The sequence below is a fragment of the Streptomyces sp. NPDC001381 genome (assembly GCF_042895685.1).
GTDB lineage: Bacteria > Actinomycetota > Actinomycetes > Streptomycetales > Streptomycetaceae > Streptomyces.
The window spans coordinates 63,663-81,616 of sequence record NZ_JBIAWO010000001.1; the positions used below are offsets into that span (position 1 = coordinate 63,663).

At 74.8% G+C, this 17,954-nt stretch carries 13 protein-coding genes; 12 read left to right on the forward strand and 1 reads right to left on the reverse strand.

Annotation, left to right across the window (positions count from 1 at the left end; genetic code table 11):
- The first annotated feature begins 72 nt into the window (after nucleotides 1–72).
- The 7 genes from ACFY2L_RS00335 to cobI are packed head-to-tail and all read left to right on the forward strand — an operon-like array spanning nucleotide 73 to nucleotide 10,890.
- Nucleotides 73–1,017: a cobalamin biosynthesis protein gene (locus ACFY2L_RS00335; protein WP_390821132.1), complete on the forward strand. Its 945-nt coding sequence runs from the start codon at nucleotides 73–75 to the stop codon at nucleotides 1,015–1,017.
- The gene (locus ACFY2L_RS00340; RefSeq protein WP_390821133.1) at nucleotides 1,014–2,522 is read left to right on the forward strand and encodes a cobyric acid synthase; all 1,509 of its coding nucleotides are present in this window, start codon (nucleotides 1,014–1,016) and stop codon (nucleotides 2,520–2,522) included. Before ACFY2L_RS00335 ends, ACFY2L_RS00340 begins: the two co-directional genes overlap by 4 nt.
- Complete coding sequence (gene cobN / locus ACFY2L_RS00345) at nucleotides 2,519–6,175, forward strand: cobaltochelatase subunit CobN (RefSeq protein ID WP_390656104.1); 3,657 nt, start codon at nucleotides 2,519–2,521, stop codon at nucleotides 6,173–6,175. Before ACFY2L_RS00340 ends, cobN begins: the two co-directional genes overlap by 4 nt.
- The gene (locus tag ACFY2L_RS00350) at nucleotides 6,172–8,166 is read left to right on the forward strand and encodes a putative cobaltochelatase (protein ID WP_390656103.1); all 1,995 of its coding nucleotides are present in this window, start codon (nucleotides 6,172–6,174) and stop codon (nucleotides 8,164–8,166) included. The genes cobN and ACFY2L_RS00350 overlap by 4 nt, the downstream gene beginning before the upstream one ends.
- Nucleotides 8,166–8,765, forward strand: a complete 600-nt coding sequence (gene cobO, locus ACFY2L_RS00355) for a cob(I)yrinic acid a,c-diamide adenosyltransferase (protein WP_390656102.1) — start codon at nucleotides 8,166–8,168, stop codon at nucleotides 8,763–8,765. Before ACFY2L_RS00350 ends, cobO begins: the two co-directional genes overlap by 1 nt.
- The gene (locus ACFY2L_RS00360; RefSeq protein ID WP_390821134.1) at nucleotides 8,765–10,141 is read left to right on the forward strand and encodes a cobyrinate a,c-diamide synthase; all 1,377 of its coding nucleotides are present in this window, start codon (nucleotides 8,765–8,767) and stop codon (nucleotides 10,139–10,141) included. The genes cobO and ACFY2L_RS00360 overlap by 1 nt, the downstream gene beginning before the upstream one ends.
- Nucleotides 10,126–10,890 (forward strand): precorrin-2 C(20)-methyltransferase, encoded by a 765-nt coding sequence (gene cobI / locus ACFY2L_RS00365; RefSeq protein ID WP_390656100.1) that lies wholly within the window; start codon nucleotides 10,126–10,128, stop codon nucleotides 10,888–10,890. Before ACFY2L_RS00360 ends, cobI begins: the two co-directional genes overlap by 16 nt.
- Nucleotides 10,891–10,901: 11 nt before the next feature.
- On the opposite strand, the gene ACFY2L_RS00370 is transcribed toward cobI, so the two are convergent.
- Complete coding sequence (locus ACFY2L_RS00370) at nucleotides 10,902–11,630, reverse strand: ZIP family metal transporter (protein ID WP_390656099.1); 729 nt, start codon at nucleotides 11,628–11,630, stop codon at nucleotides 10,902–10,904.
- A gap of 110 nt (nucleotides 11,631–11,740) precedes the next feature.
- Here ACFY2L_RS00370 and cobM point away from each other — a divergent pair, with 110 nt between their 5' ends.
- From cobM to cobC, 5 genes are read left to right on the forward strand one after another with little or no spacing between them, the layout of a single operon-like run.
- Nucleotides 11,741–12,559, forward strand: coding sequence for a precorrin-4 C(11)-methyltransferase (gene cobM / locus ACFY2L_RS00375; RefSeq protein ID WP_390656098.1), 819 nt, complete (start codon nucleotides 11,741–11,743; stop codon nucleotides 12,557–12,559).
- Nucleotides 12,556–13,812 carry a precorrin-6y C5,15-methyltransferase (decarboxylating) subunit CbiE gene (gene cbiE / locus ACFY2L_RS00380; protein ID WP_390656097.1) on the forward strand — a complete coding sequence of 419 codons (1,257 nt, stop codon included), beginning with the start codon at nucleotides 12,556–12,558 and terminating at the stop codon, nucleotides 13,810–13,812. Before cobM ends, cbiE begins: the two co-directional genes overlap by 4 nt.
- Entirely contained in the window at nucleotides 13,809–15,491 is a 1,683-nt protein-coding gene (gene cobJ / locus ACFY2L_RS00385) for a precorrin-3B C(17)-methyltransferase (RefSeq protein ID WP_390821135.1), read from the forward strand. The genes cbiE and cobJ overlap by 4 nt, the downstream gene beginning before the upstream one ends.
- Before the next feature lie 46 nt (nucleotides 15,492–15,537).
- Complete coding sequence (locus ACFY2L_RS00390) at nucleotides 15,538–16,479, forward strand: sirohydrochlorin chelatase (protein WP_390821136.1); 942 nt, start codon at nucleotides 15,538–15,540, stop codon at nucleotides 16,477–16,479.
- A complete protein-coding gene (cobC, locus tag ACFY2L_RS00395) occupies nucleotides 16,469–17,530 on the forward strand; it encodes an Rv2231c family pyridoxal phosphate-dependent protein CobC (RefSeq protein ID WP_390821680.1) in 1,062 nt (353 codons plus the stop codon). The genes ACFY2L_RS00390 and cobC overlap by 11 nt, the downstream gene beginning before the upstream one ends.
- Nucleotides 17,531–17,954 lie beyond the last annotated feature (424 nt).

Below are 17,954 nucleotides of genomic sequence, written 5' to 3' on the forward strand. Positions count from 1 at the left end.
ATATCGCCATGCTCGCTCGGCCGTTGAGGTACAGCACCAGCTCGCTGCCCGACCCCGCGGCCGGCTGAGCCGATGCGTGCCGATCGCGTTCACGCGTACGGCGCCGCCCTCGGCCTCCTCGGTGACCTGCTCCTCGGTGATCCACGCCGGGGGCATCCGGTCGCCGCGTTCGGGCGGGCCGCCGGAGCCGTGGAGCGGGTGCTGTGGCGGGACCACCGCGGGTGGGGCGCCCTGCACACCGTCGTCTGCGCCGGTGGGGCCGTGGTCCTCGGGGCCGCCGCCGACCGGGCCGTACGGCGTTCCCCGGCCGCTTCCGTCGCTCTCGCCTCCGCCGCCACCTGGGCCGTGGTGGGCGGGACCTCGCTCGCCCGCGAGGCCCGTGCCGTCGGGCGCGCCCTGGAGGCGGGGGACGTCGAGGGCGCGCGGGCCCGGCTGCCCCACCTGTGCGGGCGGGATCCGCAGGCCCTCGACGCCGACGGGATCGCGCGGGCCGTCGTCGAGTCCGTCGCCGAGAACACCTCCGACGCCGTGGTGGGCGCCCTGGTGTGGGGCGCCGTGGGCGGTGTGCCGGGGCTGCTCGGGTTCCGGGCCGTCAACACCCTGGACGCGATGGTCGGGCACAGGTCGCCCCGGTACCGGCGCTTCGGGTGGGCCTCCGCGCGGCTCGACGACCTCGCGGGGTGGCCGGGGGCGCGGCTGACCGCCGTCCTCGCCGCCGTCGCCGGCGACCGGCCGCGCGCCGCCGTACGGGCCTGGCGGGACGACGCCCACCTGCACCCCAGTCCCAACGCCGGTCCCGTGGAGGCCTCCTTCGCCGGTGCGCTCGGGGTGCGGCTGGGCGGGACCCTGTCCTACGCCGGGCGGGTGGAGCACCGGCCCGTGCTCAACGGGACGGCGGGACGTGCCGTCGTCGCCCACGACATCGAACGCGCCGTACGGCTCTCCCGCCGTGTCGGCCTGCTCGCGCTCGGCGTCACCGTCGCCGCGCGCCTCATCGCGAAGGGGCGGAGCTCATGAGCGGGGGTCTCCTGGTCGCCGGTACCACCTCCGACGCCGGCAAGAGTGTCGTCACGGCGGGCATCTGCCGGTGGCTGGTGCGGCAGGGGGTGAAGGTCGCCCCCTTCAAGGCGCAGAACATGTCCCTGAATTCGTTCGTGACGAAGGAAGGGGCCGAGATCGGGCGGGCGCAGGCCATGCAGGCGCAGGCCTGCCGCATCGAGCCGACCGCGCTGATGAATCCCGTGCTGCTCAAGCCCGGTGGCGAGCAGAGCAGTCAGGTGGTGCTGCTCGGGAAGCCGGTGGGCGAGCTGAGCGCACGGGGGTATCACGGCGGGCGCCAGCAACGGCTTCTCGGGACGGTCCTCGACTGTCTGGCCGAGTTGCGGGGCACGTATGACGCGGTGATCTGTGAGGGGGCCGGTTCTCCCGCCGAGATCAATCTGCGGCGGACCGACATCGTGAACATGGGGATCGCCCGGAACGCCGGGCTCCCCGTGCTCGTCGTCGGCGACATCGACCGCGGTGGGGTCTTCGCGTCGTTCTTCGGGACCGTCGCGCTCCTCTCCCCCGAGGACCAGGCGCTCGTCGCCGGATTCCTCGTCAACAAGTTCCGGGGGGACGTCGGTCTGCTGGAGCCGGGGCTCGACATGCTGCACGGGCTCACCGGGCGGCGGACCTACGGCGTGCTGCCGTTCCGCCACGGGCTCGGGATCGACGAGGAGGACGGGCTGCGGGTCTCCCTGCGCGGGACCGTGCGGGAGTCGAACGTCGCCCCGCCCGTCGGGGAGGACGTGCTGCGGGTCGCCGTCTGCGCGATCCCCCTCATGTCGAACTTCACCGACGTCGACGCGCTCGCCGCCGAACCCGGTGTCGTCGTGCGGTTCGTGGACCGGCCGGAGGAGTTGGCCGACGCGGACCTCGTCGTGATCCCGGGAACCCGGGGGACGGTCCGGGCGCTGGAGTGGCTGCGGGAGCGGGGACTCGCGGACGCCCTGGTCCGCAGAGCCGCGCAAGGGCGCCCGGTCCTCGGCATCTGCGGCGGCTTCCAGGTCCTCGGCGAGCACATCGAGGACGAGGTCGAGAGCCGGCGCGGGAACGTCGACGGGCTCGGGATCCTTCCCGTGCGCGTGCGGTTCGCCCGCGAGAAGACCCTCACCCGGCCGGAGGGCGCAGCCCTCGGCGAGCGGGTCGAGGGGTACGAGATCCATCACGGGGTCGCCCAGGTGGACGGCGGGGAAGCCTTCCTGGACGGCTGCCGGGTCGGCCAGACCTGGGGCACGCACTGGCACGGCTCGCTGGAGTCGGACGGTTTCCGGCGGGCCTTCCTGCGCGAGGTGGCCGCCGCCGCGGGCCGCCGCTTCGTGCCCGCGCCCGACACCTCGTTCGCCGGGCTGCGCGAGGAGCAGCTCGACCGGCTCGGCGACCTGATCGAACAGCACGCGGACACGGACGCGCTGTGGCGGCTCATCGAGTCCGGCGCGCCGCAAGGACTGCCCTTCATTCCACCGGGAGCACCCGCATGAGCACTGTGTTGTTGTTGTCGACCGCCGACACCGATCTGCTGGCGGCCCGTGCCGCCTCCGGTGCCTCCTACCGGATCGGCAACCCGACCCGGGTGGACGTGGCGCGGGAGCTGCCCGGCCTCGTCGCCGGCGCGGACATCGCCGTCGTACGCCTCCTCGGCGGCAAGCGTGCCTGGGAGGAGGGGCTCGCCGCGCTGAAGGCGTCCGGCATCCCGACCGTGCTGCTGGGCGGCGAGGCCGTGCCGGACGCGGAGTTGATGGCCGAGTCGTCCGTCCCGGCCGGTGTCGTCGCCGAGGCGTTGCGCTACCTCGTCGAGGGCGGGCCCGCCAACCTCACGGAGCTGGCCCGGTTCCTGTCCGACACCGTGCTGCTGACCGGTGAGGGCTTCGTCGAACCGCAGAAGATGCCGGAGTACGGGGTTCACGGCGAGCGTGTCGTCGTGGACGGCCGTCCGACCGTCGGCGTGCTCTTCTACCGGGCCCATGAACTCAGCGGCAACACCGCCTTCGTGGACACCCTGTGCGACGCGATCGAGGCCCGGGGCGCCAACGCCCTCCCCGTGTACTGCGGTTCGCTGCGAGGTGCCGACGCCGGTCTCTTCACGATCCTCGGCGGGGCGGACGCCCTCGTCGCCACCGTCCTCGCCGCCGGCGGCACCCACGCCTCGCAGGCCTCCGCGGGCGGCGACGAGGAGTCCTGGGACGTCGGGGCGCTCGCCGAGCTGAACATCCCGGTGCTGCAGGGGCTCTGCCTCACCTCCTCGCACGCGGCCTGGGACGAGTCCGACGCGGCCCTCTCCCCCATGGACGCGGCGATGCAGGTCGCGATCCCCGAGTTCGACGGACGTCTCATCACCGTCCCGTTCTCCTTCAAGGAGCAGGGCCCCGACGACGTGCCGGTGTACGTCGCCGACCCCGAGCGTGCGGCACGGGTCGCCGGGATCGCCGTACGGCACGCGCGGCTCAGGCACACGGCGAACGCGGACAAGAAGATCGCACTCGTCTTCACCGCCTACCCGACCAAGCACTCGCGGGTCGGCAACGCGGTCGGGCTGGACACGCCCGCCTCGGCGGTCCGGGTGCTGGACGCCCTCGGGGAAGCCGGCTACTCGCTCACCGAGTACCCCGACAACGGCGACGAGCTGATCCACCGGCTCATCGAGGCCGGCGGTCACGACGTGGAGTGGCTGACGGAGGAGCAGCTGGCCGCCGCGCCCGCGCGGGTGCCGCTCGCCGACTACCGGGCCTGGTTCGACAAGCTCGACCCGGAGCTGCGGGACGGGATGCTTCAGGCGTGGGGCGAGCCGCCGGGCGGCCTCTACGTCGACGGCGACGACATCGTGCTGGCCTCCCTGCGGTTCGGGAACGTCGTCGTGATGATCCAGCCGCCGCGCGGCTTCGGGGAGAACCCGATCGCGATCTACCACGACCCCGACATGCCGCCGTCCCACCACTACATGGCCGCCTACCGCTGGCTGGAGAACAGCTTCGGCGCCGACGCGATCGTGCACATGGGCAAGCACGGCACGATGGAGTGGCTGCCCGGCAAGGGGCTCGGGCTGAGCGGGCGGTGCGCGCCGGACGCCGTCCTCGGCGACCTGCCGCTGATCTACCCGTTCATCGTCAACGACCCCGGTGAGGGCACCCAGGCCAAGCGGCGCGGGCACGCCACGGTCGTCGACCACCTGGTGCCGCCGATGGCGCGCGCCGACACCTACGGCGACCTGGCCAAGCTGGAGCAGCTGCTCGACGAGTACGCGCTCGTCTCCGACCTGGACCCGACGAAGGCCCCGGCCGTCCGCGCCCAGATCTGGACGCTGGTGAAGGCGGCCGAGCTCCACCACGACCTGCACGTGGACGAGCAGCCCGGCGACGACGACTTCGACGAGTTCGTCATGCACATCGACGGCTATCTGTGCGAGATCAAGGACGTGCAGATCCGGGACGGGCTGCACGTCCTGGGCGGCGGTCCGGTCGGCGAGCCGCGCGTCAACCTGGTGCTGGCCGTGCTGCGCGCCTCGCAGGTGTGGGGCGGCAAGGCGAACGCCCTGCCGGGTCTGCGGGCCTCGCTCGCCGCGCACTTCGGGCTGGTGGAGAAGGAGCTGCTGGCCGAGCCGGGCGCGCCGGTGAAGCTGCCGGCGGAGCTGACGGACCTGGTCGAGGGGCCGTCCCGTACGGCGGCCGACGCGATCGACCTGCTGGAGCAGCTGTGCCGGCGGGTCGCGGAGGGCATGGAGGCGCGGGCGTGGGACGTGACGGCGGTCCCCGCCCTCGTCCGTGCGGTGCTCGGCGCCGAACTCCCGGAGGCCGTCGCGGTGCTGGAGTTCGCCTGCACCGAGGTGGTGCCCCGGCTGGAGCGGACCACCGACGAGATCGGGCACATCCTGCGCGCCCTCGACGGCGGGTACGTCCCGGCGGGGCCGTCCGGTTCGCCGACGCGCGGTCTGGTCAACGTGCTGCCGACGGGCCGCAACTTCTACTCGGTCGACCCCAAGGCCATCCCGTCGAGGCTGAGCTGGGAGGTCGGCCAGTCGCTCGCGGACTCGCTGGTGCAGCGCTACCTCCAGGACACCGGCGCGTACCCGAAGTCCGTCGGCCTGACGGTCTGGGGCACGTCCGCCATGCGCACCCAGGGCGACGACATCGCCGAGATCCTGGCGCTGCTGGGCTGCCGTCCGGTGTGGGACGACGCGTCGAGGCGCGTGACCGGCTTCGACATCGTGCCGCTGGAGGAGCTGGGCCGGCCGCGCATCGACGTCACGGTCCGTATCTCGGGGTTCTTCCGGGACGCCTTCCCGCACGTCGTCGGGCTGATCGACGACGCGGTGCGGGCGGTGGCCGAGCTGGACGAGCCCGGTGACCGCAACTTCGTGCGGGCGCACGCCGACGCGGACACCGCCGAGCACGGCGACCGGCGCAGGGCCACGGCCCGCGTCTTCGGCTCCAAGCCGGGCGCGTACGGTGCGGGTCTGCTGCCCCTGATCGACGCCCGCAACTGGCGCTCCGACGCGGACCTCGCCGAGGTGTACGCGGTGTGGGGCGGCTACGCCTACGGGCGCGGGCTCGACGGGCGGCCGGCGCGGGGCGACATGGAGACCGCGTTCAAGCGCATCGCCGTGGCCGCCAAGAACGTCGACACCCGTGAGCACGACCTCGTCGACGCCGACGACTACTTCCAGTACCACGGCGGCATGGTCGCGATGGTGCGGCACCTGACCGGCGCCAGCCCCGAGGCGTACGTGGGTGACTCCGCCGTACCGGACCAGGTGAAGACCCGCACGCTCGGCGAGGAGACGCACCGGGTGTTCCGCGCCCGGGTGGTCAACCCGCGCTGGATGGCGGCCATGCGGCGGCACGGCTACAAGGGCGCCTTCGAGATGGCGGCGACCGTCGACTACCTCTTCGGCTACGACGCCACGGCGGGCGTGGTCGACGACTGGATGTACGAGAAGCTCAGCGCCGAGTACGTCTTCGACGCGGAGAACCGGGACTTCATGAAGAAGTCCAACCCGTGGGCGCTGCGCGGGATCACCGAACGGCTCCTGGAGGCCGCCGACCGCGGGCTGTGGGCGGAGCCGGACGCCGACACCGTCGAGCGGCTGCGGGCCACGTACCTGGAGCTCGAGGGCGATCTGGAGGGCGACGAGAAGTGAGTACCCCGTTCCCGTTCACGGCCGTCGTCGGCCAGGACGACCTGCGGCTCGCGCTGCTGCTGAACGCCGTGTCACCGGCGGTCGGCGGGGTGCTGGTGCGGGGCGAGAAGGGCACCGCCAAGTCGACGGCCGTGCGCGCCCTCTCGGCACTGATGCCCACGCTGGACGTGGTGTCCGGCTGCCGGTTCTCCTGCGACCCGGACTCCCCCGACCCGGCCTGCCCGGACGGGCCGCACGAGCCGGGGGCGTTCGAGACGCGGCCCGCGCGGATGGTCGAGTTGCCGGTGGGCGCCTCGGAGGACCGGCTGGTGGGCGCGCTCGACATCGAGCGGGCGCTGTCCGAGGGCGTGAAGGCCTTCGAGCCGGGCCTCCTCGCCGACGCGCACCGCGGGATCCTGTACGTCGACGAGGTCAACCTCCTCCACGACCACCTGGTCGACCTGCTCCTCGACGCGGCGGCGATGGGCGCCTCGTACGTGGAGCGCGAGGGCGTCTCCGTGCGGCACGCCGCGCGTTTCCTGCTCGTCGGGACCATGAACCCCGAGGAGGGCGAGCTGCGGCCGCAGTTGCTCGACCGGTTCGGGCTGACCGTGGAGGTGGCCGCCTCCCGGGAGCCCGACCAGCGGGTGGAGGTCGTACGGCGCCGGCTCGCCTACGACGACGACCCCGCCGGTTTCGCCGCGCGCTGGGCGGACGAGGAGGCCGCCGTACGGGCGCGGATCGTGGCGGCGCGTGAGCTGCTGCCGTCGGTGCGGCTGGGCGACGGGGCGCTGCGCCAGATCGCGGCGACCTGTGCGGCCTTCGAGGTGGACGGTATGCGCGCCGACATCGTGATGGCGCGTACCGCGACCGCGCTGGCCGCCTGGGCCGGGCGCACGGACGTGCTCGCGGAGGACGTGCGGCAGGCGGCGCTGCTGGCGCTGCCGCACCGCCGGCGCCGCAATCCCTTCGACGCGCCGGGGCTCGACGAGGACAAGCTGGACGAGACGCTGGAGGAGTTCTCGGGCGAGGACGACCCCGGTCCCGACGACGACGGCCCCGGTGGCGGCGGTGGCGGTGGCGGACAGCCGTCGCCGGACGCGGGTCCGCGGGACGGCGGTGACACGGGTGCGCGGACCGAGGCCGGTGAGGGCGGAGAGCCGCAGGCCTCCGGCTCGGGCGAGCAGTCGGCCGTACGGGCCGCCGAGCCGTTCCGTGCGAAGGTGCTGAGCGTGCCCGGGATCGGTGAGGGTGCGGCCGGGCGGCGTTCGCGGGCGCGGACCGAGCACGGGCGGACCACGGGGGCCCGGCGGCCCCGGGGGGCCCTCACCAAGCTGCACCTGGCGGCGACCGTGCAGGCCGCCGCGCCGCATCAGCGGGCCCGGGGGCGCTCGGGGCCGGGGCTGGTGGTGCGGCGGGACGATCTGCGGCAGGCGGCCCGGGAGGGGCGTGAGGGGAACCTCGTGCTGTTCGTGGTCGACGCCTCCGGTTCGATGGCGGCCCGGCAGCGGATGAGCGCCGTGAAGGGGGCCGTGCTGTCGCTGCTCCTGGACGCGTACCAGCGGCGGGACAAGGTGGGGCTGGTGACGTTCCGGGGGGCGGCGGCCGAGGTGGCGCTGCCGCCGACCTCGTCGGTGGACGCGGCCGCCGCCCGGCTGGAGTCGCTGCCGACCGGTGGGCGGACCCCGCTCGCGGCCGGGCTGCTCAGGGCGCACGACGTGCTGCGGGTGGAGCGGCTGCGGGATCCGGCGCGGCGGGCGCTCGTCGTGGTGGTGACGGACGGGCGGGCCACCGGCGGGACCGAGCCGGTGGCGCTCGCGGGGCGGGCCGCGCGGCTGTTCGCCGCCGAGGGCGTCGCGTCGGTCGTCGTGGACTGCGAGTCGGGGCCGGTGCGGCTGGGGCTCGCCGGGCAGCTCGCGGGTGAGCTCGGCGGAACGGCGGTGACGCTCGACGAGCTGCGGGCGGACTCGATCGCCGGACTGGTGAAGGACGTACAGAGGAGGGCCGCGTAATGCCGCAGGGACAGCCGAGTGTCGTGCCGGACGACGGACTGACGACCCGTCAGCGTCGCAACCGGCCGCTCGTGGTCGTGCACACGGGCGTCGGCAAGGGCAAGTCGACCGCCGCCTTCGGGCTCGCGCTGCGGGCCTGGAACCAGGGGTGGCCCATCGGGGTGTTCCAGTTCGTCAAGTCGGCGAAGTGGAAGGTCGGCGAGGAGAACGCGCTGCGGGTGCTCGGCGCCTCCGGCGAGGGCGGGACCGTCGACTGGCACAAGATGGGCGAGGGCTGGTCCTGGGTGCAGCGGGATGCGCAGATGGACAACGAGGAGAAGGCCCGGGAGGGCTGGGAGCAGGTCAAGCGGGACCTGGCGGCCGAGACGTACCGGCTGTACGTGCTCGACGAGTTCGCGTACCCGATGCACTGGGGCTGGGTGGACACGGACGAGGTGATCGACGTGCTGCGCGACCGCCCCGGGACGCAGCATGTGGTCATCACCGGACGGAACGCGCCCGGGAAGCTCGTCGACTTCGCCGACCTCGTGACCGACATGTCCAAGGTCAAGCATCCGATGGACGCCGGGCAGAAGGGGCAGAGGGGCATCGAGTGGTGATGTCCTGCGTCCCCCGGCTGGTCGTCGCCGCGCCGTCCTCCGGCAGCGGCAAGACCACCGTCGCCACCGGGCTGATGGCCGCGTTCGCCGCGCGGGGGCTCGCCGTGTCCCCGCACAAGGTCGGGCCGGACTACATCGACCCCGGGTATCACGCGCTCGCGACCGGGCGACCGGGGCGCAACCTCGACGCGTACCTGTGCGGGCCGGAGCTCGTCGCTCCGCTGTTCCTGCACGGGGCGCGCGGGTGCGACCTCGCCGTCGTCGAGGGCGTGATGGGGATGTACGACGGGGCCGCCGGGGAGGGTGAGCTGGCGTCCACCGCTCATGTCGCGAAGCTGCTGCGGGCGCCGGTGGTGCTCGTCGTGGACGCCTCGTCCCAGTCGCGGTCGGTGGCGGCGCTGGTGCACGGGTTCGCCTCCTGGGATCCCGAGGTGCGGGTCGGGGGCGTGATCCTGAACAAGGTCGCCTCGGACCGGCACGAGGAGTTGCTGCGGGACGCGCTGGACTCGGCGGGGGTGCCGGTGCTGGGTGCCCTGCGGCGGGCTGAGCAGGTGAACACGCCTTCCCGGCACCTCGGGCTGGTTCCCGTCGCCGAACGGCGGGGGGCTGCGGTCGAGGCTGTCGCGGCCATGGCCGCGCAGGTCGCCGACGGGTGTGATCTCGCGGCGCTGGAGGCGCTCGCCCGTTCTGCGGGTGCCGTCCCGGGGGGCTCCGTCCCCTGGACCCCCGTCCTGCCCGCCCACGGCCGCCCGTCCCGGTCGGACGGGCAGCGGGCGCCGCTCGTCGCCGTCGCCGGTGGGGAGGCGTTCACCTTCTCCTACGCCGAGCACACCGAACTCCTCGCCGCCGCCGGTGCCGAAGTCGTCACCTTCGACCCCCTGCGGGACGAGTCCCTCCCGGAGGGCACCGCCGGGCTCGTCGTGGGGGGCGGCTTCCCCGAGGTGTACGCCGCCGAACTGTCCGCCAACGAGCCACTGCGCAAGGCCGTCGCCGCGCTCGCGGAGTCCGGTGCGCCGGTCGCCGCCGAGTGCGCCGGGCTGCTGTACCTGTGCCGGGAGCTGGACGGCCTGCCGATGTGCGGGGTGCTCGACGCCACCGCCCGGATGTCCGAACGGCTCACCCTCGGCTACCGGGACGCCGTCGCCGTGAGCGACAGTGTGCTGGCCCCGGCCGGAACACGGATGCGGGGGCACGAGTTCCACCGCACGGTCGTCGAGCCCGGCGCGGGGACGGCCCCCGCGTGGGGCGTACGGGCTCCCGACCGGCGGGTCGAAGGCTTCGTGCACCAAGGGGTGCACGCGAGTTATCTGCACACGCACTGGGCGGCCGAGCCCGGTGTGGCCCGTCGGTTCGTGGAGAGGTGCCGGACGTCATGAGCGACAGCAGGCTGGTCGGAGTCGGGGTGGGTCCCGGGGATCCGGAGCTGGTGACGGTCAAGGGGGTCAACGCGCTGCGGGCCGCCGAGGTCGTCGTCGTCCCCGTCATGGCCGCGCCCGACGGAAAGGACGGCGGTGAGCCCGGGCGGGCCGAGGCGACGGTGCTGCACTACGTGCCGCGGGAGAAGGTCGTCCGGGTCGTGTTCGCGCTCAACGAGCGGACGGACCGGGCGCGGCGGGAGGCCGCCTGGGACACGGCCGGGGAGCGGGTCGCCGGGCTGCTGAAGCGGCACCGGACCGTCGCCTTCGCCACCATCGGTGACCCGAACGTGTACTCCACCTTCACGTATCTCGCGCAGACCGTCGTGGAGCTGGTGCCGGGGACGGTCGTCGACACCGTTCCCGGGATCACCGCCATGCAGGATCTGGCGGCGCGTTCCGGGGCCGTGCTGACCGAGGGCACCGAGCCGCTGACGCTGGTGCCCCACACCGCCGGTTCCGCCGCGCTCAAGGAGGCGCTGGCCGGACCGGGGACGGTCGTGGCGTACAAGTTCGGGCGGCAGGCCGCCGAGGTCGCCGAGGCGCTGCGGGAGACCGGGCGGCTCGGGGACGCCGTGTGGGGGTCGGCGCTCGGGCTGGCGGAGGAGTTCATCCGGCCGGCCGCCGAGCTGGACGGGGAGCCGCTGCCGTACCTCTCGACGCTCATCGCTCCCCCGCGGCGCGACGGCGGGCGGGGCGGCAAGCTGTGAGACCCCGGACGTCAGGCCGCGATGCCCACCACCAGCCAGATGAAGGCCGCGCCCGCGATCGTGCACAGCACGGTCGAGCGCGCGGGGTGTTCGTGGTGGGCCTCGGGGAGGATCTCGGCGGCCGCCAGATAGAGCAGGGCGCCGCCGAAGAGGCCGAGATAGGCGCCGAGCAGCCGCTCCGGGATGGTGACGACGGTCGCCGCCGCAGCGCCGGCCACGGGTGCCGCCGCGTCCGCGACCAGCATGAACAGGGCTCTGCGACGGGCGTTCCCGTACAGGCTCGTGATCGTGTACGTGTTGAAGCCGTCCGCGAAGTCGTGGGCGATCACCGCCAGGGCCACCGCGACGCCCATGCCGTGGCCCACCTGGAAGGCCGCGCCGATCGCCACGCCGTCCATGGCGCTGTGGCCGACCATCGCCGCGGCGGCCGTCAGGCCCACCTCGGGGGCCCGGCCGTCCCGCTCCTCGGCGCCGTGCGCGGCCTGCCGCACCGCGAGCAGGCGTTCCACCAGGTGGGCCAGCAGGAAGCCCGCGACGAACAGCAGGAGCGCCGCCGGGACGCCGAAGACCTCCGTGCCGGCCGCCTCCAGGGCCTCGGGCAGCAGGTCCAGGCCGACGACACCCAGCATCAGGCCACCGGCCAGGCCGAGGACCAGATGGCGGCGGTCGGTCACCCGTTGTGCCGTCCACCCGCCGGCCAGCGTCATGAGGAACGCGCCGAGCGCGACGAAGACAGCCATGGGCCCTTCGTATCCGATCAGCCCCCGGCCGCGCACATCCGGCCACTGCCCTGACCCCGTTACGACCCGTTGCGACCCGCTATGGACCCGCTATGAGAGGACCCGAACCCATGGCCGATGCCCCCACCGGCAAGGTGACCTTCGTCGGTGCCGGCCCCGGCGCCGCCGACCTGCTGACGTTCCGTGCCGCGCGCGCCATCGCCGAGGCCGACATCGTGATCTGGGCCGCGAGCCTGGTCCAGGCGGAGGTCCTCGAACACGCCCGGGAGGGCGCGGAGATCCTCGACTCGGCGACGATGTCCCTGGAGGACGTGGTGGCCGTGTACGAGCGCGCCCACCGGGAGGGGCTGAAGGTCGCCCGCATCCACTCCGGCGATCCCGCGCTGTGGGGCGGCACCCAGGAGCAGCTGGACCGGTGCGACGAGATCGGCATCGGGACCGAGGTCGTCCCGGGGGTGTCGTCCTTCTCCGCCGTCGCCGCGCTCGCCCGGCGCGAGCTGACCATCCCCGAGGTCGCGCAGTCCGTGGTGCTCACCCGGCTCGGCGGCGGCAAGACACCGATGCCGCCCGGCGAGGAGGTGCGGGAGTTCGCCCGGCACGGCACGACCATGGCGGTCTTCCTGTCCGCCGCCCGCAGCGGGCAGCTGGTGCGGGAACTGCTGGAGGGCGGCTACCCGACGTCCACCCCCGTCGTCGTCGCCCATCAGGCCACCTGGCCGGAGGAGCTGATCGTGAAGTGCACGATCGGCACCCTGGAGGAGACGGTCAAGGAGCACAAGCTCTGGAAGCACACCCTCTTCCTGGTCGGCGCGGCCCTCGACGCCCACGGCACCCGCTCGCACCTGTACCACCCCGGTCACTTCCACGGCCACCGCAAGGCCGACCCGGAGGCCCGCCGGGCGCTGCGCGAGCGGGGTGCCCGTACATGAGCCGGCCGATCACCGTCCTCGGTACGGGGACGGGGGCGCCACCCGGCCCCGGTGAGCTGACCGGCGCCGAGCTCGTCGTCGGCGGGCGGCGCCATCTGGACGCCGTACCGCTGCCCGCGACCGCCGAGCGGCTCGTGCTCGGGCCGCTCGCACCCGCCCTCGACGTCGTCGCGGAGTACGTCGCCAAGGAGCGGCGCGTGGTCGTGCTGGCCTCGGGCGACCCGGGGTTCTTCGGGATCGTGCGGGCGCTGGCCGAGCGGTTCGGACCGGAGCGGCTGGAGGTGCGACCCGGTGTCCCCTCCGTCGCCGCCGCCTTCGCCCGGCTCGGGCTGACCTGGGACGACGCGGTCGTGGTCAGCGCCCACGGGCGGGATCCCCGGACCGCCGTCAACGTCTGCCGGGCGCATCCGAAGGTCGCCGTGCTCACCGGGCCGGGCGCCGGACCGGCCGAGCTGGGCGCCGCCCTGGCCCGTACCGTGCCCGGCCGCGTCCTCGTCGTCGCCTCCGCGCTGGGCGATCCGGTGGCCGAGCGGGTGGAGCGGGTCTCCCCCGCCGAGGCCGCGGGCCGCGACTGGGGTACGGCGGTGAGTGTCGTCCTGTGTCTGGACGAGTCGCGGGCGCTCGGTCCCGTACGGACCCTCGCGGGCGGCGGGCGTCCCGCGGGGTGGGCGCTGGACGAGGGCGAGTTCGCCCACCGCGACTCGATGATCACCAAGTTCGAGGTGCGGGCGCTGGCCCTGGCCCGGCTCGGTCCGCGCCCGGGCGACCTGGTGTGGGACGTGGGCTCGGGGTCGGGGTCCGTGGCCGTGGAGTGCGCGCGGCTCGGCGCCGCCGTCAGCGCGGTCGAGAGGGCCCCGGACGGGGTCGAGCGGATCCGTGCCAACGCCGGCGCGCACGGCGTGGACGTGCAGGTCGTGCACGGCACGGCGCCCGGGGCGCTGGACCGGCTCGACGACCCCGACGCCGTGTTCGTCGGCGGGGGCGGGCGGGAGCTGCCCGGCATCGTGGAGGTGTGCGCGCGGCGGGCCCGGCGGACCGTGGTGGTGGCGATGGCCGCCCTCGACCGGGTCCCGGCGGTGCGGGCCGCGCTCGCGGACGCCGGGTTCGGCGTCGACGGCGTGCTGCTGCAGTCCTCGCGGCTCGCACCGCTGCCGGGGGAGGTCACCCGGCTCGCGGCGACCAACCCCGTCTTCCTGCTGTGGGGGACCAGAGCCCCCGTCCATCGAGTACCTGAAGAAGGAGTTGCCCAGTGATCGGCCTCATTTCCGCCACCGCGGCGGGGGCGGCGGCGCGGGACCGGCTGGCCGTGGCGTGGCCGGACCGCACGCGCGTGTACGACGGGCCCGTGGGGGAGGCCGTACGGCGGGCGTTCGCGGAGTGCGAGCAGCTCGTGTGCTTCCTGGCGACGGGCGCCGTCGTGCGGCTCGTCGCGCCGCTGCTCGGCGACAAGGCGTCGGACCCGGGCGTGGTGTGCGTCGACGAGGGCGGGCGGTTCGCCGTGTCGCTGGTCGGCGGGCACGCCGGCGGCGCCAACGCGCTCGCCGCCGAGGTGGCCGGGCTGCTGGGGGCCGCGCCCGTGGTGACCACGGCGACGGACGCCGTCGGCCTCGCCGGTCTGGACACCCTCGGCCTGCCCGTGGAGGGCGACGTCGCCGGGGTCAGCCGGGCCCTGCTGGACGGGGAGCCGGTCGTGCTGGACGCGGAGGTGGCGTGGCCGCTGCCGCCGGTGCCGTTCGCCGGTCGGGGCGCGTACACCGTGCGGCTCACGGACCGCGCCGTGGAGCCCGCCCCGCGGGAGGTGCTGCTGCGGCCGCCGTCGCTCGTCGTCGGCGTCGGCGCGTCCAGGGGCGCCCCGGCCGAGGAGGTGCTGGAGGTCGTCGAGGGCGCCCTGCGGGACGCGGGACTGTCTCCCCGGAGCGTCGCGGAGCTCGCCACCGTCGACGCCAAGGCGGAGGAACCCGGCATCCTGGAGGCCGCGAAGCGGCTCGGGGTGCCGGTGGTGACGTACTCCGCCGCGGAGCTGGCCGCCGTGGAGGTGCCGAACCCCTCGGACGCGCCGCTCGCCGCCGTCGGGACGCCCTCGGTCGCCGAGGCCGCCGCGCTGGTCGGCGGGGGTGAACTCCTCGTGCCGAAGCGGAAGTCGGCCGGGGTCCCCGCGACGGCGACCTGTGCCGTCGTACGGCGTCCGGTGCGCGGGCGGCTCGCGGTGGTCGGGCTCGGGCCGGGGGCCCGGGACCTGCTCACGCCGCGCGCGGAGGACGAACTGCGGCGGGCCTCGGTGCTCGTGGGGCTCGACCAGTACGTCGACCAGATCCGCGACCTGCTGCGGCCCGGCACCCGGATCCTGGAGTCGGGGCTCGGCGCCGAGGAGGAGCGGGCCCGGACGGCTGTCGCGGAGGCCCGCAAGGGGCACGCGGTCGCGCTGATCGGCAGCGGGGACGCCGGTGTGTACGCCATGGCCTCCCCCGCGCTCGCCGAGGCGTCCGACGACATCGACGTGGTAGGGGTACCGGGCGTGACCGCCGCGCTCGCGGCCGCCGCCCTCCTCGGTGCGCCGCTCGGCCACGACCACGTGTCGATCAGCCTGTCCGACCTGCACACGCCGTGGGAGGTCATCGAGCGGCGGGTGCGGGCGGCGGCCGAGGCGGACCTCGTGGTCACCTTCTACAACCCCCGCTCCCGGGGCCGCGACTGGCAGCTGCCCAAGGCGCTCGCGATCCTCGCGGAGCACCGGGAGCCCTCGACGCCCGTCGGTGTCGTGCGCAACGCCTCGCGCCCCGACGGCACCGCGCGGATCTCGACCCTGGCCGGACTCGATCCGGCGACGGTCGACATGATGACGGTCGTGACCGTGGGCAACACGGCGACCCGGAACATCGCGGGGCGCATGGTGACCCCGCGCGGTTACCGCTGGCAGGAGGAGCCCGCGTGAACCGCCCCCTGCCGGACCACCCCGTTCTTTTCGCTGAGGAGAAACCGTGACCACCCCGCCGCCCGCCCTGCTCATCGCCGGCCACGGCACCCGGGACGACGCCGGAGCCGAGGCGTTCCGCGCCTTCGTACGGGAGCTGGGCCGCCGCCACCCCGAACTGCCCGTCGCGGGCGGCTTCATCGAGCTCTCCCCGCCCCCGCTGGGCGAGGCCGTGACCGAGCTGGTGGAGCGTGGGGTGCGCAGGTTCGCCGCCGTGCCGCTGATGCTGGTGTCCGCCGGGCACGCCAAGGGAGACATCCCGGCGGCGCTGGCCCGTGAGAAGGAACGGCACGCGGGGATCTCGTACACCTACGGCCGTCCGCTGGGTCCGCACCCGGCGCTGCTCTCGGTCCTGGAGCGGCGTCTCGACGAGGCGCTGGGCTCCTCCGGGCGCTCGCCCGAGGACCGCTCCGACGTCACCGTGCTGCTGGTCGGGCGCGGCTCCACGGACCCGGACGCCAACGCCGAGGTGTACAAGGCGGCGCGGCTGCTGTGGGAGGGCCGCGGGTACGCGAGCGTGGAGACGGCGTTCGTGTCGCTGGCCGCGCCGGACGTGCCGAGCGGCCTGGACCGCTGTGTGCGGCTGGGGGCGCGCCGGATCGTCGTGCTGCCCTACTTCCTGTTCACCGGCATCCTCCCGGAGCGGGTGCGGCAGCAGACCGAGGGGTGGGCCGCCGCGCACCCGGAGGCGGAGGTGCGGTCGGCGGACGTCATCGGGCCCGAGCCGGAGCTGCTCGACCTGGTGATGGAGCGGTACCGGGAGGCGGTCGAGGGCGATCTGCGGATGAACTGCGACTCGTGCGTGTACCGGATCGCGCTGCCCGGGTTCGAGGACAAGGTGGGGCAGCCGCAGCAGCCGCACTTCCACCCGGACGAGGACGGTCACCACCACCACGGTCACCACCACCACGGGCACCACCATCACGGCGGACATGCCCATGCGCACTGACGGGCACGACCTGCGCCACCACGGGGACGCCGAGGTGCGGGACGACGGCTCGGCGCTCGTCGATCTCGCGGTGAACGTCCGCGCGGACACGCCGCCGCGCTGGCTGCGCGAGCACATCGCCGCGTCCCTGACCGGCCTCGCGGCCTACCCGGACGGGCGGGCCGCGCGGGCGGCGGTGGCGGCGCGGCACGGGCTGCCGGTGGCACGGGTGCTGCTGACGGCGGGCGCCGCGGAGGCGTTCGTGCTGCTCGCGCGGGCGCTGAAGGTCCGGCGGCCCGTGGTGGTGCACCCGCAGTTCACGGAACCGGAGGCGGCGCTGCGGGACGCCGGGCACAGTGTGGACCGGGTGGTGCTGCGGGCCGGGGACGGCTTCCGGCTGGATCCGGCGGCGGTTCCCGAGGACGCCGACCTGGTGGTGATCGGCAACCCGACCAATCCCACCTCGGTGCTGCATCCGGCGGAGACGATCGCGCGGCTGGCCCGGGCCGGGCGGACGCTGGTGGTCGACGAGGCGTTCATGGACGCGGTGCCCGGCGAGCGCGAGAGCCTCGCCGGGCGCACGGACGTACCCGGTCTCGTCGTGCTGCGCAGTCTCACGAAGACCTGGGGTCTGGCCGGGCTGCGGATCGGGTACGTCCTCGCCGCCCCGGAGACGATCGCCGAGCTGGAGCGGGCTCAGCCGCTGTGGCCGGTGTCCACGCCGGCGCTGGCCGCGGCCGAGGTGTGCGTGTCGCCCCGGGCGCTGGCGGAGGCGGCCCATGCCGCGCATCGCGCCGCCACGGACCGGGCCCATCTCGTCGCCGGTCTGGAGGAGTTCGCCGCCGACGGGGTGCGGGTCGCGGGGCCCGCCGAGGGCCCGTTCGTCCTCGTCCGGCTCCCGCGTGCGGCCGCCGTGCGCCGGCATCTGCGGGACCTGGGGTTCGCGGTCCGGCGCGGGGACACCTTCCCCGGGCTCGACGAGGACTGGCTGCGGCTGGCGGTGCGGGACCGGGCGACGGTCAACTCGTTCCTCCAGGCGCTGGACCGGGCGATGACACTGTCCCACCGCTGAGCACCGGCCCCCGCCCCGGGCCGCCGCCCGCGACGCGCCGGCTCCCTCCCCCCACCCAGCAACCACCCGCAGACCCGGTCACACCACCGGCCCACCGGCCGCCAAGCAGCGGCACCGCCCCGGAGCGCCACCCAGGACGCGCCAACTCCCTCCCCTCGCCCAGCAGCCGCACGCGGACCCAGTCACACCACCAGCCCGCCGGCCGCCAAGCAGCGGCAACCGCCCCAGGGCGCCGCCCGCGACGCGCCGGCTCCCTGCCCCCAACCCAGCAACCACCCGCAGACCCGGTCACCCCACCGGCCCACCGGCCGCCAAGCACCGCCACCGCCCCGGAGCGCCACCCAGGACGCGCCAACTCCCTCCCCTCGCCCGGAGCAACCACACGCGGCCCCGGTTACGACGCCGGGCCGTCGCCCGCGACGCG